Source organism: Bacillus cereus group sp. BceL220, assembly GCF_051776965.1.
GTDB classification, from domain to species: domain Bacteria; phylum Bacillota; class Bacilli; order Bacillales; family Bacillaceae_G; genus Bacillus_A; species Bacillus_A cereus.
On record NZ_JBPWBC010000001.1, the window covers coordinates 474107 to 498513 of the forward strand.

Sequence of the window (24407 nt, forward strand, 5' to 3'; positions counted from 1 at the left end):
TACCCTTTTTGGTTTATTTTGAAGCAGTCGCAACTGCCAATGCTAATGAATATACTTTTGTTTCTGCTGAATCAGCACGAGATGTTAAAACAATCGGTGCTTTTGCGCCAGCAATCATTGCTCCTACTTTTGCATCCGCAAAGTATACGAGTGATTTATATAGCACATTTCCAGCTTCAATCGTTGGGACGAGTAAAATATCTGCCTTACCTGCTACATCACTTACTATGCCTTTATGCTCTGCTGCAATTTGTGATACTGCATTATCTAAAGCAAGTGGTCCATCAACGATACAATCTTTAATTTGTCCGCGGCGATTCATTTGTGTTAACATCGCTGCATCAATTGTCGCCTGCATCGCTGGATTCACAACTTCTACTGCTGCAATTGGTGCCACTTTTGGCAAGTCGATTCCTATTGCCCGGGCAACTTCTACAGTATTTTGTATAATAGCAGCTTTTTGTGTTACATCAGGTGCGATGTTCATCGCTGCATCTGTAACGAAAATAAGACGATCATAATTTGGAACTTCAAATGCTGCTACATGTGAAAGTACGCTACCTTTACGTAGGCCCCACTCTTTGTTTAACACAGCCTTCAAAATATTCGCTGTTGGGATGTTACCCTTCATAAGCACGTCTGCCTCACCATTTCTCACAGCTTTAACAGAAAGTTCTGCAGCCTCTGCATTAGACATTGCTGCAATCACTTCAACATGTTCTGAAGTTTGTAAACCATGTTCTTGTAGCATCCCCATTATTTTTTCTTGATTTCCATATAGACGAAATTGAGCTAGCTGTAATTTAATTGCTTTCGCTACAGCTTCAATTACTTCATGATCTTCAGCTACTGCTACAGCTACAGTTTTTTTAGGCTTTCCCGCTGCTTGATCAATTAAGTATTCTAACTTCATATTTTGTAATCAACCCTTTCCGTCGTCCCTCGTCTATTTATAAAGCAAATACCGTGCCAACTTTTAAAAGTGGTCTTACCAATAATGAAAACGCATTCAAAATGCAGTAAAATCAATACTTTGGAAAATAACGAAATATTCTGTCTTATTTTGTCGCTTTTTGTATACCATGCAATAAATTGCACGGTGCGCAATTTATTGCATGCTATTTTTTGCATGGTCATACTTTTCTAGCTTATAATATAAATTTCGAACGGAAATTCCTAACGCTTTTGCAGTTTGTGTTTTATTCCCATCAAATCTCTCCAAATATTCATGAATAATATTCCCTTCAAACTCTGTTACTAAATGTTCAAGTGGCTTTTCTTCTAATTCAGGTAATAAATGAGATTGCTTTGACTCCACCTGCTCTTCATTATGTAATGGTGGTAAATGTTGTACATCAATATAGATCTCGTTATAATTCATAAAAATAATCGCTCGTCCTAAAATATTTTCAAGTTCTCTCACATTTCCTGGCCATTCGTATGATTGTAAATATAAAATAGCTGAATCAGTGAGCCCTTCTACATTACGACCATAATCTTGATTAATTTTTTGAATCAACCTGTCCGCAATTTTCGGTATATCTCCTTTACGTTGACGAAGAGATGGAATTTGAATTGGAATTTTATTTAATCGATAATATAAATCCTCCCTAAACTTCCCTTCTAGAATAGCCTTTTCTAAATTCACATGTGTCGCTGCAATTACTCGAACATTAATGGGTATCGCTTTCGTCCCACCAACTTTTACAATTTCTTTTTCCTGCAATACACGAAGGAGTTTCGCTTGTGTATTTGCAGATAACTCCCCTATTTCATCTAAAAAAATACTACCGTTATTCGCTTCCTCAAAGAACCCACGTTTCCCGCCTCTTTTCGCTCCAGAAAACGCCCCTTCCTCATAACCAAATAATTCACTTTCTAACAACGTCTCCGAAATGGCCGCACAGTTTACACGGACGAATTTATTGTATTTTCGATTACTTCCATTATGGATTGCATGTGCAAACAATTCTTTACCAGTCCCAGATTCACCGCGTAACAGTACCGTTGCTGGTGTATTCGCTCCTAGCTTCGCCTGTTCGATAGCTGCCGTTGTTTCATCTGAATTTCCGACAATATCATCAAATGAATATTTTGCTTCTAATGTGCGAATAATTTGCCTTGCTCTATTCAATTCATTTGTTAACTTTTGAATTTCCGACACGTCACGGATAACGCCAACGCTTCCTTTCAATATTCCATCCACAATAACTGGCGCTACGTTTACAATTACATCGCGCTTTTTTTGCCCAATCTTCATATGTATTCCGCGCACCGCACGACGCGTTCGAAGTACTTTCATATGCATACTTTCGCCTTCTACAATATCAGTTGTAGCAGGCTTCCCAATAATATCTTCTTCTGTTAGACCCGTTAATTTCGTATATGCCGGGTTAATGACTAAACCTCTTCCTTTTTCATCCACAACCGAAATCGCTTCTTCAGATGAGTTGATAATTGCCTCTAATAGTGTTTGAATTTCTTTTAAGTCTGTAACTTCTTCCGCTAAATCTACAACTTCTGTTATATCTTTAAAAATTGCAAATGCCCCTTGTACCTCTCCGCCTTCTTTTAATATCGGTATACGCGTTGTAATAATTTTCTTTCCATTCTCTAATGTTAGTTCATAATTTACTTCTATTTGTTTCGTACGTATAATGCGAAGTAATTTACTAGTGGGAATGACTTCTAAAATATATTTTCCTATCGCCTCTTCTTTTTTATATCCGATAATACGCTCCGCACTTTTATTAAAAAGACGAACTTGTCCCTCTCGATCAATTACGATCATGCCGTCATGCGTAGAATTTAAAATTAATTCTCCTTGTTGCGTTTGTTCCTCTAACCGCCCAATTAACCCTTCCTTCTCATGCGCTAATCCTGTAACAATTTTTGCAATATCACCTGGTATAAGAAGAGTGTCTTTTTTCTTTTTTTCCAATAAAACTTTATGTACATCATCTTCACCTGTCATATCAAATATTACATCGATATGCATAGAAAGAAATGGAGTTACACTTTCTCCAATTGCAATTCCATATTCCTTAGCAATTTGTAATCCTTTTGCCAACGGATTTATATCAATAATCCCTATAATTTGAAATATATTCGAACTATGTAACAGATTCAGCAGTGCGCTCCCGCCTTCACCTGCACCAACAATTAATACTTTTTGTTTCATATATTACACTTCCTCTCGAAGTAACTCTGCAAATTTTTTCACACCCTTATCTTACTCGTTCAGCACCCTCTTGACAAACCCCCTTTCCGTATAACATCATTAAAATATACGAAATAATCTGAAAAGGAGAGTTATGTATGCAGCGTTACGTTGCTCTACTATTAGCACTCATCCCTATTTCATTAGCTGTGTTTGGTATAAAGTTAATGAGAGATACTGTATTCGGGATTCTATTTCCACCAATCTCTATACTGTGGTTACAATTTTTAATCGGTGCTCTCTGCTTCGGGCTCGGGTTTTATATCTTCGGTGGCTTCGTCTTGCACCGAGACCGTAAACGAAATAAAGTACAAGCTCGCTTTAGAAGATAGGAAGGCCCCACTATTTATAAATAAAAAAATGAGACCGTTACACGCGGTCTCATTTTTTTATTGGCAACAACGTTCTTGCCGTTTCAGGGTAATCAGTAATAATCGCCGATATATTCATATCAAAATATTTACGCATAAGCGTTTCTTCATTAATTGTATAAGGGCGAACCTCTACACCACTTTCCATCGTTAGTTCGGCAATAGCATCTTGAAGATAACGATAATTCGGATGTACTGCTGTAGCTCCCATTTTTTTTGCGTATGCCCACGGACTATGCAAACCTTCGCGATATAAAATAGCTGTTTGAATATCAGGAGCCATCATATGGCACCGTTTCATACTGTAGTGATTAAACGAAGAAAATACAACGCGATCCTCTAAACTAAATTTCCGTACAAGCGTTATAACTTCTTCCTCTAAACCTCTGTATGGAATTTTATTATTTTTAAGTTCAATATTAAGTAGCAAACTCGTTCGTTCAAGCCATTCTAATACCTCTTCTAAAAGTGGTATTTTACAAAACCCTACTTTATCACCAAATTTATAACTTGCATCTAACTTGCATAAATCCTCATATACATAATTCCGAACCGCACCTTTTCCATTTGTTGTCCGGTCCACCGTTTCATCATGAATGACGACAACTTTTCCATCTTTCGTTAATTGAACATCAAGTTCAATTCCATCCGCTCTAAAAGACTCAGCCGCTTCAAATGAAATCATTGTATTTTCTGGGTACGTTCCAGCCGCACCACGATGTGCAAATATAAGAGTCATCCTCACTCCCCCAATCTTATGCTATACTATACGAAAAAGGAGGTACTTCTATGAGACCATTACAAATTTCTCCAGATACTGCAGTCCGCTTATCAAAAGCACTAGGTGTTCCACTTGAACAACTCATGCATATGCCGCAGCACATTTTAATTCAAAAGCTAGTTGAATTAGAAAAACAAAATAAAGACGAAGAGTAATACAGTCCTGTTTTGCAGGGCTTTTTATTGCCCTCCATTATACCATGGATACTTTCCCTACTAAAATTCTTTAATAGATGTACTTCGGTGCAATTTAGCCGTTCCTTCATCATTTAATAATGAATCATATCTTTTCTTTTTTGTTACAAGTCATAAAGAAAGCAGACTATTTATTTATAAGTCCCCATTGCATCCTTAAAACACGATAATACAAAACTAGAAAGCCTTTATATTATTTTTTATTGAACGTGCGGAGCATCCCCTGATTCGTATAGTTCTTTCGCCTTTTCCTCCCCGAATGTAGTTAAAATATAATGTTGCTCTTCTAACGCATCCATTGCTCTAGTTGCTTTACAAACGCTATCTTCTTGAGCATCCGAGAAATAATTGTGATCTTCTACAATTTTACTAAAATCTTTTTTCACCCATCTATCAGCAATTGCTAAAAGCTCATTTTTCTTCGCAAAGCTACTCTTATTTATGATTTCTTTTAACTTTTTAGCATTATTTTGAACCATTGGGATAGAGCCCGATTTTCGTTCTGCCACCACTTTTTGATGAGTCATGTGATGCATCGCTATAATGACTTCGCTTTCAGTAGAATTTTCAGTAACATACACATCAACAAAGACTCCATCCACCTCTCTACCTACTATCGTTTGGTCTTCTTTTTTGTCTATTTGAGCACTCACCTCTTTATCTGCTGGATTATCGGCAAGTTCTAACATTCCAAATGTAACTGCTACAGCGAGAACTCCCATAGCTGCTACTATTCCTAACCAAGTTAAAATTTTATTTTTCATTCCCCTTCTCCCTATCTATACCTATTTAATTACCTTATAAAAAACTCACTTATATGTAATATTACTAAAAATAGGTTTTATTTTCCATGGTATGAAATAATCTCTTTTTCTCAACAAAATAAAAAGACCAACGAATCATAAAATTCATTGGTCATTGAGTGAAAAGTTTATTGGTTTTAAAATTGATATTAAGTATAGATTTCAAGAATTTGTCGGCTTAGCTAAAGAGTAAACCCTTACTATCTTTACTCTCAGCTAGCTTTATGTTCAAGTCTCAGCTTATCCGCAACCATTGCGATAAACTCAGAGTTCGTAGGTTTTGCTTTTGACATGGATACTGTATAACCGAATAAGGACGAAATAGAATCAATATTCCCACGGCTCCAAGCTACTTCAATCGCGTGACGAATTGCTCGCTCCACACGGCTTGCTGTGGTATTATATTTCTTTGCGATATCTGGATACAATACTTTCGTAATCGATCCTAATAATTCGATATCGTTGTATACCATGGAGATTGCTTCTCGTAAATACATATATCCTTTAATATGAGCGGGTACACCAATTTCATGAATGATACTCGTAATACTCGCATCTAAATTTTTCGGTTTTCCATCTACTGTTGTTGCTGATCGGAATGATGGTAGTGGACGTTTAATCATAGCATTTGCTTTACCACTCACTTGACGAATATGACTCGTTAAATTCTCCATATCAAATGGTTTTAATATGAAATATGAGGCACCTAAGTCAACTGCTTTTTTCGTCACATCTTCTTGCCCGAATGCTGTCAACATAATTACGCTAGGCTGTTTTAACCTTTCAATATGTCGCATTTTTTCCAATACAGCTAAACCATCTAAGTGTGGCATAATAATGTCTAAAACGAGTACATCAGGTTGCTTATCTGTTAATAAGTTTAAACACTCTTGACCATTATAAGCAGTACCGATTACTTCCATATCATCTTGAGCAGCTACATAGCTCTCTAACATTGATACTAGTTCTTTATTATCATCCACAAGACATACTTTAATTTTCTCCACAGCTTTTCCTCCCTTACCGAATCGATTCTCCGACATGTGTATCCTTCTAGGCTACATGAATTGTTCGACAATTGTGTGAAAATTCCCTTTTAAAGTTTCTTACTTTCCGATAAAATCACAAAAAAATATGTTTATCGCTCATTTATTCCCTTTCGCAACACATTCCATCATAGAAATACAACGAAACGTTCAACCCTTTTCTTTTATTTTACAACAAAAAACACCTCTTGCGGAGCTTTTACAAAATTTCAACGAATTTTTCAACAGAAAAAGCGAGCTAATATGTATTAGCTCGCTTTTTTCTCTTGATCATAAATATTAATTCCAGCTTGATGTAACATCCATTCAATATGAACACCATATCCTGATGTTGGATCATTTACAAATACATGTGTAACAGCACCAATTACTTTTCCATTTTGTACAATTGGACTTCCACTCATTCCTTGTACGATACCGCCCGTTTTCGCTAATAGACGTTTATCTGTTACTTTTATTACCATACCCTTTGTAGCTGGGAATTTTTGCTGCACTGTACTAACGACTTCAATATCAAACGCTTCTACTTTATCTTGATCAATAACTGTTAATATTTTTGCCGGTCCTTCTTTTACTTGATGAGATAATGCGATAGGCATTGCTTTATCCATTATACCGTTTTTCATATTCGTATTTAATTTTCCAAAAATACCATATGGACTATTAATTGTAATATTGCCAATCACTTCACGATCTGGTGAAAATCTTGCTAATTTCTCGCCTGGATTCCCATGACTGCCTCTTTCAATTGATGTAACTGTCGAGCGCATAATTTGTCCATCTTCGACTTGAATCGGCTTTTTTGTATCATTATCAGAAATAACATGACCAAGCGCCCCGTATTTCATAGAATCCGGATGAACAAATGTCATCGTTCCAATTCCAGCTGCCGAATCACGGATATACAAGCCAATTCGATAAGACGCTTCACCATTGTCTTTTTGCGGCGTTAGCTTCGTGCGAATATATTTTCCATCTCTTAGCAATACAAGATTAAGCGGTTCACCTGTTTCTCCACTATTATGAATAAACGGTGCTACATCACTCATTCTTTCAATGGTTTTACCATTAATTTCAGTAATCATATCTCCAATTTGTACACCTGCTGTTTCACCAGGAGATATTTTACCTTTTTCAGTTTGAATTAAATGATGGCCTACAACAAGTACACCTTTTGTATTTAATTTCACACCAATTGATTGTCCACCTGGAATCACTTTAAAATCTTTTAACACTTTCACATTTACTTTTTTCACTGGAAAACCCGCAAGCTGAAATACCATATCAGCTTCACCATTTTGATGAGAATTTACCATAAGTCCTTGTTTTTGTTCATTCGAACTCACTGTAAATACATGACGATTTGTGGATGAAGCTTTGAAAACTGGTAATGATGATATTTCTGATTGTTGTCCTTCAAAAACAACAAGTTGTTTCGGTGATGAAATAAACGTTCGAAGCGGTTTAAAACATCCAATAAAAACTAAAGAAACAAGGAGACAAAGACCTATTATTTTTCGAAATTTTTCTAATTTCAACTTGTTCACTCTCCTCGCTCCTACCCCACATTCAGCCTCTTGGCTTCACTTTTTAATCTCTCCTTGCAATGCTTTATTTATAACCGGAAGAATTAAGAAATCGTCATTTGAGAAAAAAAGCTATCCATTACTGGATAGCCTCTGCTGTCTGTTTAAAATGATGCGCTTGCGTAAGTAATTCTTTCGCATGCTCCGTCGTTAAATCTGTGATTTCCACACCAGAAATCATTCGAGCTATTTCTGTTACTTTATCCTCCATAGTTAAAACAGTAACTGATGTAATTGTCCGATCATTCGCTACTTGTTTTCGAATAAATAAATGCGAATCTGCCATTGAAGCTACTTGAGGTAAGTGCGTAATACAAAGTACTTGCGAGTTTACTGATACTCGATAAATTTTTTCAGCAATAGCCTGTGCGACCCGGCCACTTACACCCGTATCCACTTCATCAAAAATAACAGATGCAACCCCTTGATGCTTAGAAAAAATGCTTTTTAAAGCTAAAATGATACGAGATAACTCTCCGCCAGAAGCAACCTTTGAAAGTGGTTTTAGCGGCTCTCCTGGGTTCGTCGAAATATAAAATTCCACATGATCGTAACCATCTGCCGTAAGTCTTACCGGTGCACCTTCCACAAGGGGTTCTTCTGCATTTCCTTCTCTCTTCATAATTCTCACTTCAAATTTCGTTTTTTCCATATATAATTCTTTTAATTCCTGATGAATTGCATTTGTAAGGTGTTCTGCAAGCTCATGACGCATATTACTTAACAACGTTGCTTCTTTCAGAATAACACTTTCTAATTCCTTCAACTGTTTCTTCGTCGTTTCAATATGAACGTCTTTATTTTCAATTGTAAATATTTCTTGTTCAATTTTATCTGCATACGCTAAAATCTCTTCTACAGTATTTCCATATTTTCTCTTTAGCATACGAATTTCATTCAAACGTGTTTCGATTTCATCTAAACGATTTGGATCATATTCCATCATATCGAGCTTTTCTCTCAGTTGATATGCAACCTCTTCTAATAAGTAATAGCTATTTGCAATTGAATCATGATTCTCTTGATACATTTCATCTAAATGTGTAATACTTTCCATTTGTCCCATTGCGCTTCTTACATTATCTAATCCTTGTCCGTCAGCACTCAATGAACGATATGCATCACCTAATGCTTTATAAATCTTTTCAAAATTAGAAATTTGCAATCGTTCCTCAGTTAATTCATTTTCTTCATCCATCTTTAAATCGGCTTTGCGAATTTCTTCATGCTGAAATTGAATTAAATCTAAGCGATGTGCCATCTGTTGTTCATTTTCACTTAACGATTTCAATTGTTTTTTTAATTTTTCATAGTCAGCGTATACGTTTTGATATATGTCTAGTTGTTTAACGATTCGATCCCCATCAAAGTGATCAAGCATAAACAGATGTCGTTCTTCATTCATTAAATCTTGCGTTTCATGCTGTCCATGAATATCAACAAGTGTTTTCCCAATTTCTTTTAATATGCTAAGTGTAACAAGCTTCCCATTTACACGACATACACTCTTCCCGTTCGCAGCAATATCACGCTTTAAAATAATCATGCCATCTTCTATTTCTATATCTAACTCTTCTGCCTTTTCAATACATGGATGCTTATCATCTTCAACATAAAACAGCCCTTCAATCTCAGCCTTTTCTGTTCCATATCGAACAAATTCTGCTGACCCACGGCCACCTACAAGTAAACTAATCGCATCAATAATAATCGATTTTCCGGCCCCTGTTTCACCGCTTAAAACCGTTAAACCTTTTTGAAAAGAAATATTTAATGCTTCAATAATAGCAAAGTTTCTAATCGATAATTCCGATAACAATGCCCCATTCACCTCGTTATAAAATAATCCCTTACTAAAGGATTTTCTCATTTCTTCATTCAAATAATCATGCTATATATTTGTATGTATATACTCTTCTAACCCGCTTCATTGTACCAAACATTTGTTTTACGGGTCAATCCATCTATTTTCTAACTTTATGCAAACAAAATATTATATTACAATTGAAAAATCATATTTTTGACCAATAAAAATATCTTGTTCACTTCCCACTTTACGATGGAAAGCAAACAAGATTTTTTGTTACAACATATTTAAGAAACGATCAGAGACAACACCTGTATCGTCAGGTGTACGGCAAATAATTAAGCAAGTATCATCACCACAGATGGTTCCGATGATCTCATCCCACTCTAAATGATCAATAAGTGCTCCAAGTGAATGAGCGTTACCAGGCAATGTTTTTAGCACAAGCATATGTCCTGCCGTGTCTAATTTTACAAATGAATCCACTAGATTTCGTTTTAATTTTTGTAACGGGTTAAATCGTTGATCTGCTGGCAAGCTATATTTATAGCGCCCATCATGTAATGGCACCTTCACTAAGTGCAGTTCTTTAATATCGCGCGATACTGTTGCTTGCGTTACATTAAATCCCTCATTACGTAAAATATCAACTAATTCATCTTGTGTTTCAATTTCTTTGTTTGCAATAATTTCCCTGATTTTAATATGGCGCTGACCTTTATTCATACATTTGCACCTCACACTATCTCTTACCATAGTTTAAACATTGGTATACTTCACTTATTTATGTTAACTTATAATTCGTTTCTTGTACACAATTGTTTTTACAATCATTATACAATTACAGCAAAAAGAGGAACAACATATGTTATTCCCCTTTCCCTTTTTGTTTTAGAACGTCATGCGCTTCTGTAACAACTTGCTCTATAGAAATCGGAGAATGATTTTCGCCATTCTCACGTTCACCATGCCATTTCAGATGAATTAAAAATTCAATATTACCATCCCCACCCGTAATTGGTGAGAATGTTAAACCTTCCACATCATAGCCCTCTTTTAAAGCAAACTCGACAATCATCTCTACAACAGCTTCATGTACTTTTCTATCACGAACGATACCTTTTTTCCCAACTTGCTCTCTTCCAGCTTCAAACTGCGGTTTAATTAACGCTGCTACATCTCCGTTAGGCATAAGCATTGTTTTTAAAACTGGCAGTATAAGCTTTAATGATATAAATGAAACATCAATACTTGCAAATTGAGGTAAACCACGTTCTAAGTCTGCTGGTGTCACGTAACGGAAGTTTGTTCGTTCCATTACAACAACACGCTCATCTTGACGTAATTTCCACGCTAGCTGATTGTATCCTACATCTAATGCATAAGATAATTTCGCTCCATTTTGAAGCGCGCAATCTGTAAAGCCACCAGTTGATGAACCAATATCTATCATAACTTTATCTTGTAAATCAAGATGAAATGTCTCTAATGCCTTTTCAAGTTTATAACCACCACGACTTACATACGGCATAACTTGTCCCTTCACCGTAATCTCAGTATCTTGCGAGATTTTCTCTCCTGGCTTATCAAGTCTCATCTCATTTGCATATACGAGTCCGGCCATAATGGCGCGCTTTGCTTTCTCACGCGTTTCTATAAGTCCTCGCTCTACTAATAGTACATCTACTCTTTCTTTTTTTACGCTCATTTGTTACGCCCTTTTTTGTTTTGATGGAATCATTGTATGAATACGGTCTACAACAGCATCTGTCGTTAAACCAATTTCTTCTAATAATTTTGTTACACTTCCGTGCTCTATGAAGCGGTCTGGAATACCCATTCGTTCAACTAATGCACTATGGTAACCATTTTCAGATGCAAATTCAACTACTCCTGTTCCAAAACCACCGATTAAACAAGCTTCTTCAATCGTTAAAATCGGTATATTCTTCCCTAGAAGATCATGTAAATATGCTTCATCCATTGGTTTAATAAAGCGAGCATTCACTACTTTCACTGAAACCCCAGCTTTTTCAAGACGCTCAGCTGCTTCCATTGCCATTGGTATTGTCGTACCAAACGTTAAAATAGCTGCTTGTGTACCCTCTTTTAACGTCTCCCACGTACCGATTGGAATCGCCTTTAATTCTTCATCCATATGAACGCCAAGTCCATTACCACGAGCATAACGCAATGCGATTGGTCCATCTTCATATTGCATCGCCGTATAAACTAAATGTTGCCCTTCATTTTCATCTTTCGGCATCATAAGCACCATATTCGGCAAGTGACGTAAGAATGAGATATCAAATACGCCTTGATGCGTTTCACCATCTGCTCCTACTAATCCCGAGCGATCTATTCCGATGAAAACATTTAAATTTTGGCGGCATATATCATGAACAACTTGGTCATATGCTCTTTGTAAAAATGTCGAATAAATTGCTAAGAATGGCTTCATTCCTTGCGTTGCCATACCTGCTGCCATTGTTGTAGCGTGCTGTTCTGCAATACCTACATCAATCATACGATCTGGGAATTCTTTTTGGAATTTCTCAAGTTTTGATCCAACAGGCATTGCAGGTGTAATTGCTACGATACGCTCATCCGCTCTCGCTAGCTTAAGTACTGTTTCACTAACGACAGCACTCCATGCTGGTGCAACTTCTTTTGGCTTAACGAAGTCACCTGATTCAATTTTATAAGGTCCTGTTCCATGCCAAGTTCCAATAACGTCACTCTCAGCCGGTTTATAACCTTTTCCTTTTTTCGTAATAACGTGAACAAGTACTGGGCCTTTTGTTTTCTTTGCATATTGCAACGTTTCGAATAACTTTTCATAATCATGCCCATCGACTGGACCTAAATATGTAAAGCCTAACTCTTCGAAAAAGACACCAGATACTAGTAAATATTTAAGACTATCTTTTATTTTCTCTGCTGTCGCAGCCACTTTCCCGCCAACTGCTGGGATTTTCTTTAATATATACTCTAATTCATCTTTTACCCAGTGATATTTTCCTGCGGTACGTAAACGACCGAGTACATTATGAAGCGCACCAACGTTTGGTGCAATTGACATTTCATTATCATTCAAAATAACAATCATGTCTGTTTTTTCATGTCCAATATGGTTCAATGCCTCTAAGGCCATTCCACCTGTTAAAGCACCATCTCCAATAATTGGTATAACATATTCTTTCGTTTTCTTTAAATCACGTGCCAGAGCCATTCCCATTGCAGCCGATAACGAAGTCGAGCTATGACCAGTTTCCCATACATCATGCTCACTCTCGCAACGTTTCGGGAAACCACATAGACCTTGATATTGCCTTAATGTACCAAACTCTTTCGCGCGTCCAGTTAAAATTTTATGTACATAGGATTGATGTCCTACATCCCATAAAAATTTATCTTGCGGGCTATCAAATAATTTGTGCAGAGCAATTGTGAGTTCTACTACACCTAAATTAGGTGCAATATGTCCACCTGTTTGAGAGAGCTCTTCAATTAAAAACTTACGAATATCCTCACTCAATCCCTCTAGTTCACTGATAGACATATCTTTCAAAAAACTAGGGTTTTGAATTTGCGTTAGATCCACATGGATCACTCACTTTCATTTCATAATCTGTCAACATGTCAAATATTATAAAAAACATTTACACAAAACAAGAAATTCTCTTTTCTATTTTTCGTCTTGTCCCGCTATTAACCAGTCTATTGCGCCTTAATCCTATTATAAACCATATTTCTTTAGGCGATGAAAAAAATAGCCGCTAACACGAAGTGATAACGGCAATGTAATCTACATATATTTTTGCCAATAACAAGAAAAGAAAAACCTTTTCCTACATTTATATCATAAAATGATGAATGACTCAACAAATGAAAACGCTGTTATATTAGTTATTACGTTTTGCAATCAAATCGCAAATAGATAGTAAATATTCATCTTGTAATTGCAAGGAGCTAATTGCACCTTTTGCTTCTGCAATTGTTTCTTCTAAAATATCCTTTGCTCTATCTACAGTAAACAACGTCGTATATGTGCTCTTTTCATTAGAAAGATCGCTACCAATCGGTTTTCCAATCTCTTCTTCGGTGCCTTCGACATCTAAAATATCGTCTCGAATTTGGAAAGCTAGACCGATATATTTAGCAAACGTAAGCAACTTTTCTTCTTGCTCTTCTGTCGCATCAGAAAGTATCGCACCCGCAAGTACAGCAAATTCAAGCAGTTTTCCGGTCTTATGTTTATGGATGTACTCCAATTCATCAATCGTAAGGCGTTTCCCTTCAGCTTCCATATCTGCCACTTGTCCGCCAACCATTCCTTCTGGTCCTGCTGCTTTTGCAAGTTCAAGTACAAGTCTTACTTTTTTTTCTGCAGAAATTTCTTTTTGCTCATATGCCATAATAACTTGAAAAGCATACGTCAATAAGCCATCTCCTGCTAAAACTGCCATCGCTTCACCAAATACTTTGTGATTTGTGGGCTTTCCTCTTCTTAAATCATCATCATCCATACAAGGTAAATCGTCATGAACTAACGAATATGTATGAATCATTTCAAGAGCACAAGCTGCACCTACTCCAAGATTTCTTTCTTTCCCAAACGCTTGTAATGTTGCAAACAAAAGTAACGGGCGGAGACGTTTTCCACCCGCTTCTAAAGAATATGCCATCGCTTCACGAAGTACATTTGGACATTGTAATTCATTTGCATAGCTTACAAGTTTCTCTTCTACGAAAGTTTTACTTTCCTTCAAAAAAGTATCAAAAGCAATCGTCACTATGCTTCATCTCCTAAAGCAGTAAACGGTTCAAGCTCTCCATCTTCCCCAAGAATAACTGCCATTTGTTCTTGTACATTCTTCAACTTCTCATCACAAAGCTTAGATAATTCCATACCCTCTTTAAAATAAGAAATCGCTTCTTCTAAAGGTACGTCACCTTGTTCTAGCTTAGAAACAAGATGCTCAAGTTGCGAAATTGCCTCTTCAAAGCTTAATTTATTTTCCATTATTCAATTCACGCTCCTCTATGCCTGATACGCTACAATCTAGTATTCCATCTTGTAATTGAACTGAAACAGCATCTCCAAGGCTTACATCTTTCACACTTTTTAACACTTGCTTCTCTTCATCATATACAAGCCCGTACCCTCTCATCATTACTTTAAGCGGACTTAACGCTTCAAGTTTTTGAGCAGCTCTTACAAAGGCAAATTCTTTCGTTTGAAGTAACGTTTGCATTTCACGTTGTAATTGCTTTTGCAACGTTTCAACAGCTACCTTCGTTTGAATAATTTTTTGAGATGGGTGGTGCTTCTCTAAATAAAATGAAAGTTGCTTTAACTGATTCACCTTTTTATCAATATAGCGCTCTTTCGCTAAAACAAGCTGTTCTAGCGCTCTATCTAATTGCTCTTCCTTTTGCTCATATACTTGTCTTGGATAACGGAACGCATACGATTTTTGCAACACTTGTAGTTTTTCTTCTTTTTTATGTACTAACTCTTTCATTGCTCTTTGCAATCTCAGAGTTCTTTGTAATACCTTTTCTTGTAACTCTATAATATTAGGTGCTGCTAGCTCAGCTGCTGCAGTCGGTGTTGGCGCGCGTAAATCTGCAACAAAATCTGCGATTGTAAAATCCGTTTCATGGCCTACTGCCGAAATAATAGGAATTTCACTCTTAAAGATTGCTCTTGCAACCATTTCCTCATTGAAAGCCCATAATTCCTCAATAGAACCTCCACCACGACCAACGATTAGTACATCTATCTCTCCCATTTCATTCGCTGTACGAATCGCTTGTACAATCGAGGGAGCCGCTGACTCCCCTTGTACAAGTACCGGAAATACAATAACATTCCCAATTGGATAACGACGTTTAATCGTTGTTATAATATCACGAATCGCTGCTCCTGTTGGCGACGTAATCACACCTATCGTTTTAGCGTAAGGAGGAATTGCTTTTTTATAAACTTGAGAAAAAAGTCCTTCTTCTTCTAAGCGAACTTTTAACTGTTCGTACGCTAAATGTAAATTTCCGACTCCGTCAGGCTGCATGTCTTGAATATAAATTTGATAAGAACCACTCGCCTCGTAAACAGAGATTTTCCCCTTCACGAGTACCTTCATCCCATTTTCAGGTTTGAATTTAATATTACGATTATGACCCGCAAACATAACCGCTGCGATTCTTGCATTTTCATCTTTCAATGTAAAATACATGTGGCCACGGCTATGATTTTTAAAGTTGGAAATTTCACCTTTTAACCAAACAGACTGCAAATGCGGATCATATTCTATTTTTGTTTTTATATAGCGTGTTAACGCTGTAACGGTTAAATATTGCTTCTCCATTTCTCTCTCCTCATAGCCGACTCAAATTATTTACAAACGACACCTGCACGTTTGGCAGATTCAACAGTATTATGAAGAAGCATTGTGATTGTCATTGGACCAACACCCTTTGGCACAGGTGTAATGTAACCCGCAACATCTAACACGTTGTCAAAGTCAACATCACCACAAAGTTTTCCTGTTTCTAAACGGTTAACACCAACGTCAATTACAACCGCTCCTTCTTTAATATAATCCGCTGTTATCATTTTAGGTCGTCCAACAGCTACGATTAAAATATCAGCTAACTTCGATAACTCTTTCATATTTTGCGTCTTAGAATGACAATATGTGACAGTTGCATTTTCATTTAAAAACAATTGCCCCACTGGTTTACCGACAATATTACTTCTTCCAATTACTACTACATGTTTTCCAGAAATATCAAGATTTGTTTCTTTTACTAATTCTACAATACCATGCGGTGTACATGGAAGGAATGTATCTTGTCCCGTCATCATACGTCCCACGCTGATTGGGTGAAATCCGTCTACATCCTTTTCTGGTGAAATTCTTTCAATGATAGCTTTTTCTTCAATATGTTTTGGTAAAGGTAATTGCACTAATATGCCATTAATACGGTCATCGCCATTTAAGCGATCGATTTCAGCAAGCAAACGTTCCTCAGTAATTGTTTCAGGAAGTTCAATTAGCTCTGAGTAAATCCCTACTTGTTCACAGCCTTTTTCTTTTCCTTTCACATAAGAACGAGATGCTGGATCTTCTCCAACTAAAATAACTGCTAATCCTGGTACAATACCTTGCTCTTTCAACTTCACAACTTCTTCTGTTAATTGTGCTCGTTTTTTCTCCGCAACTTCATTTCCTTTGATGATTACTGCTACCATTTTAAGATTCCCCCTTAAAGAATTTACAGTGTATCTTTTATATTAGATAAAACGCCGTTAATAAAACGACGAGATTCCTCATCCCCAAATGTTTTGGCAATTTCAATTGCTTCGTTAATTGTTACGTTGTGTGGAATTTCTTCCATGTATTTCATTTCATACACAGCTACACGTAAAATACTGCGATCAACAATGCTAATACGCTCAAGCTTCCACTTTTTTAAGTTTTGACGAATCGCTTCATCGATTGCTTCTTTATTTTCTACAAAACCTACTACAAGTGACTCTAGAAACTCATTTGTTTCTTCGCCTTCATCTAGCGTGTTTTCCACTGCTACTTTCGGTTCTAATTCACCTGTAATATCCATTTGGTATAATGCTTGCATTGCTCTTTCTCTAGCCGTCCTACGTTTCATTGTAACTCTCCTTTATGCTTCAAGTCTTTCCTTATACTTTGTTATATTATTATAATTTATAAGCCGTCAATTCACTTACTCTTACAGTTTTCATTGATTTTCCAACCTTATAATACAATGATAATAACACAATTTATCGTTTCACACACGGGTTACAAGGCTGAAAAATAATAAAAAGATTAACTTCAAGTTCCATATCTTATCACAATGTACGTTTTTTGGAAAAACGACACATTTTCTTGTTTATTTCTTATTTTTTGAAATAGTATAATAATTAGAGGGTTGTAATTTGTGAAGAAATGAAACGATAAAAAAGATGCCTATGTTACTAGGCACCTTTTCATTCTTACACTGGTTCGATTTCTGTTTTTTGTGTTTCGAATGTTACGCCAACGATGTGAACATTCACTTCTTTTGGCTCAAGTCCTGTCATCGTAAAGAGTGCTTGGCGAATATTGTCTTGAATCTTTTGTGCAACAACTGGAATTGCTACACCAAAATACATTACAACATAAAGGTCAACGATAATATCTTCGTTTGCTAATTCAACCTTTACACCTTTACCATGATTTTTCTTACCTAACTTCTCAACAACATCTGTAGCAAAATTACCGCGCATTGCCGCTACACCTTCTACTTCAGCAGCTGCAATACCTGCAATTACTTCAATTACTTCTGGTGCAATTTCTACTTTACCAAGAGTTGTATCTTGACCCATATCTAACATATGTTCAGCCATGAAAAAAACCTCCTTTAATGTATCACTGCGTCACAAGTTCATGCTCTTCCAAAAATTTCGTATTAAACTCACCTTTTACAAAATCAGGATGATCTAGCAATTGCAAATGGAACGGGATTGTTGTATGTACGCCTTCAATGACAAATTCACTAAGTGCGCGCTTCATTTTTGCAATTGCCTCTTCACGTGTTTTTCCGTGAACAATTAATTTAGCAACCATCGAATCATAGAAAGGTGGGATTGAATATCCCGGATATACAGCTGAATCGACGCGAATACCAAATCCTCCTGGTGGTAAGTACATTTCTACTTTACCTGGAGATGGCATAAATTTTTTGGCAGGGTTTTCCGCATTAATTCGACATTCAATTGCCCAACCATTAAATTGTACTTCTTCTTGCTGTAACGATAACTTTTCTCCTGAAGCAACAAGAATTTGTTCTTTAATTAAGTCCATTCCCGTTACCATTTCAGTAACCGGATGCTCAACCTGAATTCTCGTATTCATCTCCATGAAATAAAAGGTTTTCGTTTTATATTCATAAATAAACTCAACCGTACCAGCACCTGTATAATCAACCGCTACCGCCGCTTTAACTGCCGCTTCACCCATCTGCTTGCGAATATCTTCATCAAGTGCAGGTGATGGACTTTCTTCTAATAGTTTTTGCAAACGGCGCTGAATTGTACAATCACGCTCTCCTAAATGAATGGCATTTCCGTGTGTATCTGCCATTATTTGAATCTCAACATGGCGGAAATCTTCAACGTACTTTTCTAAGTATACACCAGGGTTCCCAAAAGCGGTACTAGCTTCTTGCTGTGTAATTTGAATTCCTTTTATAAGCTCTTCTTCATGGCGTGCAACACGAATACCTTTTCCGCCGCCACCTGCAGTCGCTTTAATAATAACTGGATATCCAATTTGATTAGCAAGCTCGATCGCTTCTTCGGTATTTTTAATAATCCCTTGTGAACCTGGTACAATCGGAACCCCTGCTTCTTTCATTGTATCACGAGCAACGTCTTTTGTGCCCATCTTTGAAATAGCTTCTGGACTTGGACCGATAAAAATCAAGTTACATTCACGGCATAACTCTGCGAAATCTGCATTCTCTGCTAAAAATCCGTATCCCGGATGAATAGCATCGCAGCCTGTTAACTTCGCAACGCTAATAATGTTCGTCAAATTTAAATAGCTTTCTTTCGAAATCGTTGGTCCTACACAATACGCCTCGTCTGCAATCTGTACGTGAAGTGACTCTTTATCTGCTTCTGAATAAATTGCAACTGTTTCAATATCCATTTCTTTACAAGCACGAATAATTCGTACAGCAATTTCCCCACGATTGGCTATTAATACTTTTTTTATCATCACAAAGACTCCCTTATTACGCTTTTACAAGAAATAGCGGTTGTCCATACTCAACAAGCTGTCCGTTATTAACAAGAATTTCAACAATTTCGCCCTCTACATCAGCATCAATTTCGTTAAATAACTTCATAGCCTCGACAATACATACGATAGAATCTTTCGATACTCTATCCCCAACACTTACATATGGAGGTGTATCAGGTGAAGAAGAAGAATAGAATGTACCTACCATTGGTGAGGTGATCTTATGTAGGTTTTCATCTTGAACAGTTTTCTTCTCTTCTTGTTTTGGCGCTTCTGCTTGCGCTGCTGCTACTGTCGTTTCAACTTCAACAGGCGCTACTGGTTGCATAGCTTGTTTTGCTGCAGGTGCTTGCACAGCAACAACTTCATTACCACGCTTTTTCATTTTGATTGTTGTACCGTCTTTTTTGTATTCAAATTCATCAATATTAGAGCTATCAATTAATTTAATTAATTCACGAACTTCTTGAATTTTAAACATGTAAAATCCACTCCCATACTCTTGTTTGTCCCGTTTTTACAGATTCTCGTCACGAAAACTAGATTGACTGTAAAAATACGATGTATTCTATTAGAAAATATATTTCATTAACTAATAGAAATATTTACTATTTCCATCTTACGATAAATTTTTTAAACATTCCAATTTATATTTCTTTATAATAAATCGAAACTCCTGTAAAAATATTATTCCAATAAAAATTTAATACCTAGTAATAATACCAAGTTTCACATGAAATTGGCAAGACCACTTCTTAAAAAACATTCACTACTTTAGCAAAACGTTACACAGCAAACATGCCATTCCCTCTCCACTCTTCACTACACCTATAGTCAATAACATATTTTTACCAAATATTATTTTTTTGTTTACACGCCGTTCATCATTCCTTCATATAAGAATAGTATGTTCAAAGTGTAGAAAATATATTGTGTCGAGGTGTGGAAATATGATATGGCTCATTCTCTTTTTACCTGCTGTAATCGTTTGGGCATGTGTTCTTTGCATCCACGTCAAATCCGGAAAAAGTAATCATCAGTACCATGAACCATTAATCTTTTACTCGCAACGTGTTTCTCCATTCCGAGTTGAACATAGTAAAAATAACTACAAAGACGAAATAGAAAAAAGCTATCGAAAATGATAGCTTTTTTCTATTCACACATTTACTTACATACTCTATTTTACTATTTGCATACCCTTTGCTTAGTAAAAGATAATAATCCGCAGGGAAATCCCTGCGGATTAAAGTTTCACTTATTTCGCTGGTGGATCAAATTTCACACCTACATCTTTTGATCCGCCTTCACTTCTTACAAGTTGAATAATTTTATTTGCTTCTTTCTGTGAATGTTTTGCCGCTTTAACCGTTACTCTAATGTCAGTACCATCAGCTCTTACAAGAGCATCTGGATATCCTCCTTGAGATTTAATTACTGTCTCAAGTAATTCTTGCTTCGTTTCCATTGTCGTAATGGCATCAAAATTTTCTTTTGCTTTATTCTTTTCTGTTGCTGAAGCTTTTGTTGAACTCATCACTTCTTGTAATTTTGCTTTTTGTTCACTACGCTGATCTTCCATTTGCATACGTAAAGCTGTGAAATTCTCATCACTTGATTGAACTGATACATTGCCCTCTTTTTTACTTGTTTCTTTTTTTGCATTTTCTTTTTTGTCTGTTTCTTTATTTGTTGTTTCCTTGCTTGTATTTTCTTTTTTCGGAGTTTCTTTAGGCGCTTCGTTTGTTACTGCTTTATCAGTACCTTGTTTTTCTTGTCCAATCTTTTCACCTGTTGCCGGCGATGCTGTATTCATTTTGTCAGGAGTTGTCACGTAATACACAGATAGTACAACAACTAAACTTAACATCGTTAATAACCAAACTGTTTGTTTTTTTAACACTTTATTTCCTCCCTATCAATTTTTCGGTGAAACTGAAACGCGATGGGCCGGTACATCTAGCAGCCTTATCACAGCTTCTTTTACCATTGCTTTAACTTGTATATTATCCACTCCCTTTGCTACGACAAGAACACCACGTACTTTCGGCTTCTCTGTTCGTAAAACAACAGGAGTTTCTTTATCCCCTTCACGTATAATGACAGTCTTTTCATCAAGAGACTCGTCCTCTACTTCTCTCTTACCGCCTGTTTTATCTGTTTCACCTGTTGTTTGTGAGCGTTTCACTGTATTTTTTTCTAAAATTTTTTCTTCAGATGAATCTAAATTCACTTTAATCGTTACGTCTTTTACTCCTGCTATTTCTTCTAAAGCAGTTTTTAATTCTTGTTCATACGCTTTTTCATATTTTTCTACATTTGACATACTATCATTACTTTTTTGTCCGAAAGTTGGTACGTCTTTTTCTTGATTTTGAGTTTTTTGTTCTTTAAATACAGGTACTTCTTCTTTTTTACTTGAAAAGAGACTACTAGAAAACATAAGCAAAATTCCAAGTATGAGTAGGACAAGTAAAAACTTAGGTGTTACCTTTTTACCCTTCTCGTTGCTTTCTTTTTGATCCCCATTCAATAAGTTTCGAAAAAATGAGAACTTCGAATTTTTATCTTTATTGTCCATTTACTCTACCTGTCCTCCCTTCCATTTGAACTTGGATTTGTTTACCCTCTAGTTGCCACCTGCTTGAAAAGAAATCTTTCATTTCTACATTCGTTTCTTCCACTTTTTTTGGCGGCTCTTTCGTGTTAATTTCAATTGGCTTTACTGTTTCGATTGCATCATTTTTACTACGTTCTTTTTCTTTCAACGTCACAACAACAGATTGAATATCTTTCGCTGACTTTACTTCTTCTGTATTTTCTGCTGCGACTATTTGTATTTCAGAGACAGTCATACCATACTTTTTCTCAAACTCTTTTCCTACTTCTTTTTTCATTTTGGTAGCCATCTCTTCTAAACTATATGCACGTGTTAGAGCTTGTATTTCTTTTTTCTTCGAATCTATTGAATTTTTTACAGATCCTTCTGCTACGTACTTTTCTTCATTAAAATTTGCAATTACTTCATTTACATCTGTCTGCAATAGTTTAAAAAGGGGCGTTAAAATTAATACAACTAACAAAAGACTTACAACGAATTTAACGTATTTTTGCAAATTCGAATTTGGAAGAATAAGATGAAGCATTGTTGCTAAGAGCAAAAAAACGATAATATTTCTGATCCACTCTGTAACAAATTGCATACTCTTCACCTCCTACCGCATCATAAGTGTAATATTCCCCGCAGCAATAATAATTGTAATACTTAAAAAGAACATAAATGATACGATAGCTAAGCAAGCAAATACGTAAATGATGCTTCGTCCAATAATGTCTAAACATTGAATAATTGCTCCGCCGCCAACCGGTTGCAATACTGCTGCTGCGAATTTATAAATAAATGCAATACAGAAAATTTGAATCGCTGGAAAAGCAACAATTAAGCATAAAATGACGAGCCCAATAATTCCGACTGTGTTTTTCAATAATCCTGATGCGCTAATAACAGTATCTGCCGCTTCTGTAAACATCCTTCCAACTACTGGAATGAAGTTTCCTGTTACAAATTTAGCAGTTTTCACAGCTATTCCATCAGCAACAGCTGTTGCTGTCCCTTGTACAGATAATACTCCTAAAAAAATTGTTAAAAAGACACCGATAATCCCTACGCTAACGTTTTGCAGAAGCTTGGATAATTTCGTCACTTTATATTGATCACTCATTGTACTTACAATACTTAATATCGTTGCCAGTAATAAAAGTGGTAGAACGATATAATTCATAAGAAGCCCACTCGTATTCATTAAGAAAATGATAACCGGATGAAAAAATGATACAGATACAACCCCGCCCCCAGTTGCTATAAGCGCCAGCAAAATTGGCAATAACGCTAATATGAAATCTACCATTGTTTGTATCGTTTCTCTTGCATATGTCATAACGACATAAAAACTATTTAAAGCAAAAATAATAAGTACCATATACACAACAGCATCAGCAATTTTACTTACGCTACTTTTTGAAAAAGCGGATTGCAGTGATTGCAACAATGCACTAAAGATTGTGAGCATAATAAGTGTGCCAAGCAGTTTTCCATTAGCAGCAAGCTCATGAAATAAATATTTTAATAACCCTATCATCCACTCTTTTAGAGAGAATTCTTTTTCTCCCTTTACAAACTCCATAAAGCTCCCTTTTTGACTCTCTGGCAAATAGCCTCCATATTTTGTAACAAGCCCGTCCCAAAATTGCTTCACATCTTCAATTCCGAGCTTATCCAATTGTTGATCAACGACGTTTGTTTCTACAGGAGAAGCTTGTACAACAACCGGTAAAGAAAAGAAAAGGAAGCAAGCAAATAGCAGCTTAGCTCCAAACCTCCTCAACATTCACTCCCCCTTATCCCGTCGGTAAAAATCCGAGAATAGTTTCAATTACAACCGTCAAAATAGGAATCGCCATAACGAGAATTAAGATTTTCCCAGCAAGTTCAATTTTCGAAGCGATGGCACCTTGACCAGCATCTTTTGTAATTTGGGCTCCAAACTCAGCAATATAAGCAATTCCAATAATCTTTAGTAACGTTTCCACGTAGACGTTACTAACTTTCGCTTCACTTGCTACTCTCTCAATCATTTGTAAAATAGAATGAATTTGATCGATTAAAATAAGAAACATCACGCTACCTACGAACACAATAAATAAAGATGTAATACTAGATTTATGCTGATTCAAAACAGCAGCTAAAAACGTAGCAACGAGGCCTAATCCGACAATTTGTATAA

At 36.3% G+C, this 24407-nt stretch carries 26 protein-coding genes; 3 read left to right on the forward strand and 23 right to left on the reverse strand.

All coding sequences use genetic code 11. The annotated features are described in order from the left end of the window. Positions 1-13: 13 nt before the first annotated feature. Both yqiS and ACS2FK_RS02480 read right to left on the reverse strand, forming a co-directional pair. Positions 14-913 (reverse strand): phosphate butyryltransferase, encoded by a 900-nt coding sequence (gene yqiS, locus ACS2FK_RS02475; RefSeq protein WP_023522989.1) that lies wholly within the window; start codon positions 911-913, stop codon positions 14-16. A 195-nt stretch (positions 914-1108) separates the two neighbouring features. Further along, positions 1109-3181, reverse strand: coding sequence for a sigma-54 interaction domain-containing protein (locus ACS2FK_RS02480; protein WP_023522991.1), 2073 nt, complete (start codon positions 3179-3181; stop codon positions 1109-1111). 137 nt (positions 3182-3318) lie between these two features. Here ACS2FK_RS02480 and ACS2FK_RS02485 point away from each other — a divergent pair, with 137 nt between their 5' ends. Next, the gene (locus ACS2FK_RS02485) at positions 3319-3552 is read left to right on the forward strand and encodes a DUF2627 domain-containing protein (protein WP_001190211.1); all 234 of its coding nucleotides are present in this window, start codon (positions 3319-3321) and stop codon (positions 3550-3552) included. Positions 3553-3601: 49 nt separating this feature from the next. Here ACS2FK_RS02485 and ACS2FK_RS02490 read toward each other — a convergent pair whose 3' ends face one another. Next, positions 3602-4330 (reverse strand): glycerophosphodiester phosphodiesterase, encoded by a 729-nt coding sequence (locus tag ACS2FK_RS02490; protein WP_000172589.1) that lies wholly within the window; start codon positions 4328-4330, stop codon positions 3602-3604. A gap of 50 nt (positions 4331-4380) precedes the next feature. Between ACS2FK_RS02490 and ACS2FK_RS02495 the strand changes: the two genes are divergently transcribed. Further along, positions 4381-4527: a YycC family protein gene (locus tag ACS2FK_RS02495; protein ID WP_001247671.1), complete on the forward strand. Its 147-nt coding sequence runs from the start codon at positions 4381-4383 to the stop codon at positions 4525-4527. A gap of 239 nt (positions 4528-4766) precedes the next feature. On the opposite strand, the gene ACS2FK_RS02500 is transcribed toward ACS2FK_RS02495, so the two are convergent. The 15 genes from ACS2FK_RS02500 to accB form a co-directional block, all read right to left on the reverse strand. After that, positions 4767-5330: a PRK06770 family protein gene (locus ACS2FK_RS02500; RefSeq protein ID WP_000790987.1), complete on the reverse strand. Its 564-nt coding sequence runs from the start codon at positions 5328-5330 to the stop codon at positions 4767-4769. A gap of 251 nt (positions 5331-5581) precedes the next feature. Further along, positions 5582-6376 (reverse strand): sporulation transcription factor Spo0A, encoded by a 795-nt coding sequence (spo0A, locus tag ACS2FK_RS02505; protein WP_011110369.1) that lies wholly within the window; start codon positions 6374-6376, stop codon positions 5582-5584. Between the two features lie 287 nt (positions 6377-6663). Continuing rightward, positions 6664-7962, reverse strand: coding sequence for a SpoIVB peptidase (gene spoIVB, locus ACS2FK_RS02510; RefSeq protein ID WP_063548618.1), 1299 nt, complete (start codon positions 7960-7962; stop codon positions 6664-6666). A gap of 118 nt (positions 7963-8080) precedes the next feature. After that, entirely contained in the window at positions 8081-9820 is a 1740-nt protein-coding gene (gene recN / locus ACS2FK_RS02515) for a DNA repair protein RecN (RefSeq protein WP_000947734.1), read from the reverse strand. A gap of 264 nt (positions 9821-10084) precedes the next feature. Beyond that, positions 10085-10534, reverse strand: coding sequence for an arginine repressor ArgR (gene argR, locus ACS2FK_RS02520; RefSeq protein ID WP_001032580.1), 450 nt, complete (start codon positions 10532-10534; stop codon positions 10085-10087). A 142-nt stretch (positions 10535-10676) separates the two neighbouring features. Beyond that, a complete protein-coding gene (locus tag ACS2FK_RS02525; RefSeq protein ID WP_000111874.1) occupies positions 10677-11516 on the reverse strand; it encodes a TlyA family RNA methyltransferase in 840 nt (279 codons plus the stop codon). 3 nt (positions 11517-11519) lie between these two features. Then, positions 11520-13412 (reverse strand): 1-deoxy-D-xylulose-5-phosphate synthase, encoded by a 1893-nt coding sequence (gene dxs, locus ACS2FK_RS02530; protein ID WP_000366452.1) that lies wholly within the window; start codon positions 13410-13412, stop codon positions 11520-11522. A 301-nt stretch (positions 13413-13713) separates the two neighbouring features. Then, a complete protein-coding gene (ispA, locus tag ACS2FK_RS02535) occupies positions 13714-14604 on the reverse strand; it encodes a (2E,6E)-farnesyl diphosphate synthase (protein WP_000150374.1) in 891 nt (296 codons plus the stop codon). Then, entirely contained in the window at positions 14604-14834 is a 231-nt protein-coding gene (gene xseB, locus ACS2FK_RS02540) for an exodeoxyribonuclease VII small subunit (RefSeq protein WP_000428423.1), read from the reverse strand. Before xseB ends, ispA begins: the two co-directional genes overlap by 1 nt. Next, on the reverse strand, positions 14824-16182 hold the full coding sequence (gene xseA, locus ACS2FK_RS02545; RefSeq protein WP_000415244.1) for an exodeoxyribonuclease VII large subunit: 1359 nt from the start codon (positions 16180-16182) through the stop codon (positions 14824-14826). The genes xseB and xseA overlap by 11 nt, the downstream gene beginning before the upstream one ends. A gap of 26 nt (positions 16183-16208) precedes the next feature. Continuing rightward, positions 16209-17069 (reverse strand): bifunctional methylenetetrahydrofolate dehydrogenase/methenyltetrahydrofolate cyclohydrolase FolD, encoded by an 861-nt coding sequence (folD, locus tag ACS2FK_RS02550; RefSeq protein WP_000226732.1) that lies wholly within the window; start codon positions 17067-17069, stop codon positions 16209-16211. Between the two features lie 23 nt (positions 17070-17092). Then, positions 17093-17485: a N utilization substance protein NusB gene (gene nusB / locus ACS2FK_RS02555; protein WP_000830247.1), complete on the reverse strand. Its 393-nt coding sequence runs from the start codon at positions 17483-17485 to the stop codon at positions 17093-17095. Positions 17486-17831: 346 nt separating this feature from the next. Then, positions 17832-18224 (reverse strand): Asp23/Gls24 family envelope stress response protein, encoded by a 393-nt coding sequence (locus ACS2FK_RS02560; RefSeq protein ID WP_000807630.1) that lies wholly within the window; start codon positions 18222-18224, stop codon positions 17832-17834. A gap of 22 nt (positions 18225-18246) precedes the next feature. Further along, positions 18247-19599: an acetyl-CoA carboxylase biotin carboxylase subunit gene (gene accC, locus ACS2FK_RS02565; RefSeq protein ID WP_000592870.1), complete on the reverse strand. Its 1353-nt coding sequence runs from the start codon at positions 19597-19599 to the stop codon at positions 18247-18249. A gap of 16 nt (positions 19600-19615) precedes the next feature. Beyond that, a complete protein-coding gene (gene accB, locus ACS2FK_RS02570; RefSeq protein ID WP_000472863.1) occupies positions 19616-20104 on the reverse strand; it encodes an acetyl-CoA carboxylase biotin carboxyl carrier protein in 489 nt (162 codons plus the stop codon). 469 nt (positions 20105-20573) lie between these two features. Here accB and ACS2FK_RS02575 point away from each other — a divergent pair, with 469 nt between their 5' ends. Continuing rightward, positions 20574-20768 (forward strand): hypothetical protein, encoded by a 195-nt coding sequence (locus ACS2FK_RS02575; protein WP_002000935.1) that lies wholly within the window; start codon positions 20574-20576, stop codon positions 20766-20768. Positions 20769-20881: 113 nt separating this feature from the next. Here ACS2FK_RS02575 and ACS2FK_RS02580 read toward each other — a convergent pair whose 3' ends face one another. The 5 genes from ACS2FK_RS02580 to spoIIIAD are packed head-to-tail and all read right to left on the reverse strand — an operon-like array spanning position 20882 to position 24405. Next, positions 20882-21526, reverse strand: coding sequence for a SpoIIIAH-like family protein (locus ACS2FK_RS02580; RefSeq protein ID WP_000914710.1), 645 nt, complete (start codon positions 21524-21526; stop codon positions 20882-20884). A 15-nt stretch (positions 21527-21541) separates the two neighbouring features. Next, a complete protein-coding gene (gene spoIIIAG / locus ACS2FK_RS02585; RefSeq protein ID WP_000368890.1) occupies positions 21542-22204 on the reverse strand; it encodes a stage III sporulation protein AG in 663 nt (220 codons plus the stop codon). Continuing rightward, positions 22194-22826 carry a stage III sporulation protein AF gene (gene spoIIIAF / locus ACS2FK_RS02590; RefSeq protein WP_001161037.1) on the reverse strand — a complete coding sequence of 211 codons (633 nt, stop codon included), beginning with the start codon at positions 22824-22826 and terminating at the stop codon, positions 22194-22196. Before spoIIIAF ends, spoIIIAG begins: the two co-directional genes overlap by 11 nt. Before the next feature lie 12 nt (positions 22827-22838). Continuing rightward, positions 22839-24011: a stage III sporulation protein AE gene (gene spoIIIAE / locus ACS2FK_RS02595; protein ID WP_000946113.1), complete on the reverse strand. Its 1173-nt coding sequence runs from the start codon at positions 24009-24011 to the stop codon at positions 22839-22841. 10 nt (positions 24012-24021) lie between these two features. Further along, positions 24022-24405, reverse strand: coding sequence for a stage III sporulation protein AD (gene spoIIIAD / locus ACS2FK_RS02600; RefSeq protein WP_077393170.1), 384 nt, complete (start codon positions 24403-24405; stop codon positions 24022-24024). Between the last annotated feature and the right edge of the window lie 2 nt (positions 24406-24407).

Coding starts and splice junctions, on each gene's coding strand:
- ACS2FK_RS02480 (WP_023522991.1), bottom strand. CDS start 3,181: ATGAAACAAAAAGTATTAATTGTTGGTGCAGGTGAAGGCGGGAGCGCA.
- accC (WP_000592870.1), bottom strand. CDS start 19,599: ATGATAAAAAAAGTATTAATAGCCAATCGTGGGGAAATTGCTGTACGA.
- ACS2FK_RS02525 (WP_000111874.1), bottom strand. CDS start 11,516: ATGAGCGTAAAAAAAGAAAGAGTAGATGTACTATTAGTAGAGCGAGGA.
- xseB (WP_000428423.1), bottom strand. CDS start 14,834: ATGGAAAATAAATTAAGCTTTGAAGAGGCAATTTCGCAACTTGAGCAT.
- folD (WP_000226732.1), bottom strand. CDS start 17,069: ATGGTAGCAGTAATCATCAAAGGAAATGAAGTTGCGGAGAAAAAACGA.
- argR (WP_001032580.1), bottom strand. CDS start 10,534: ATGAATAAAGGTCAGCGCCATATTAAAATCAGGGAAATTATTGCAAAC.
- ACS2FK_RS02485 (WP_001190211.1), top strand. CDS start 3,319: ATGCAGCGTTACGTTGCTCTACTATTAGCACTCATCCCTATTTCATTA.
- ACS2FK_RS02490 (WP_000172589.1), bottom strand. CDS start 4,330: ATGACTCTTATATTTGCACATCGTGGTGCGGCTGGAACGTACCCAGAA.
- spoIIIAE (WP_000946113.1), bottom strand. CDS start 24,011: ATGTTGAGGAGGTTTGGAGCTAAGCTGCTATTTGCTTGCTTCCTTTTC.
- ACS2FK_RS02575 (WP_002000935.1), top strand. CDS start 20,574: ATGATATGGCTCATTCTCTTTTTACCTGCTGTAATCGTTTGGGCATGT.
- nusB (WP_000830247.1), bottom strand. CDS start 17,485: ATGAAACGTAGGACGGCTAGAGAAAGAGCAATGCAAGCATTATACCAA.
- spoIIIAF (WP_001161037.1), bottom strand. CDS start 22,826: ATGCAATTTGTTACAGAGTGGATCAGAAATATTATCGTTTTTTTGCTC.
- xseA (WP_000415244.1), bottom strand. CDS start 16,182: ATGGAGAAGCAATATTTAACCGTTACAGCGTTAACACGCTATATAAAA.
- yqiS (WP_023522989.1), bottom strand. CDS start 913: ATGAAGTTAGAATACTTAATTGATCAAGCAGCGGGAAAGCCTAAAAAA.
- accB (WP_000472863.1), bottom strand. CDS start 20,104: ATGTTTAAAATTCAAGAAGTTCGTGAATTAATTAAATTAATTGATAGC.
- ACS2FK_RS02495 (WP_001247671.1), top strand. CDS start 4,381: ATGAGACCATTACAAATTTCTCCAGATACTGCAGTCCGCTTATCAAAA.
- ACS2FK_RS02500 (WP_000790987.1), bottom strand. CDS start 5,330: ATGAAAAATAAAATTTTAACTTGGTTAGGAATAGTAGCAGCTATGGGA.
- ACS2FK_RS02560 (WP_000807630.1), bottom strand. CDS start 18,224: ATGGCTGAACATATGTTAGATATGGGTCAAGATACAACTCTTGGTAAA.
- spoIIIAG (WP_000368890.1), bottom strand. CDS start 22,204: ATGGACAATAAAGATAAAAATTCGAAGTTCTCATTTTTTCGAAACTTA.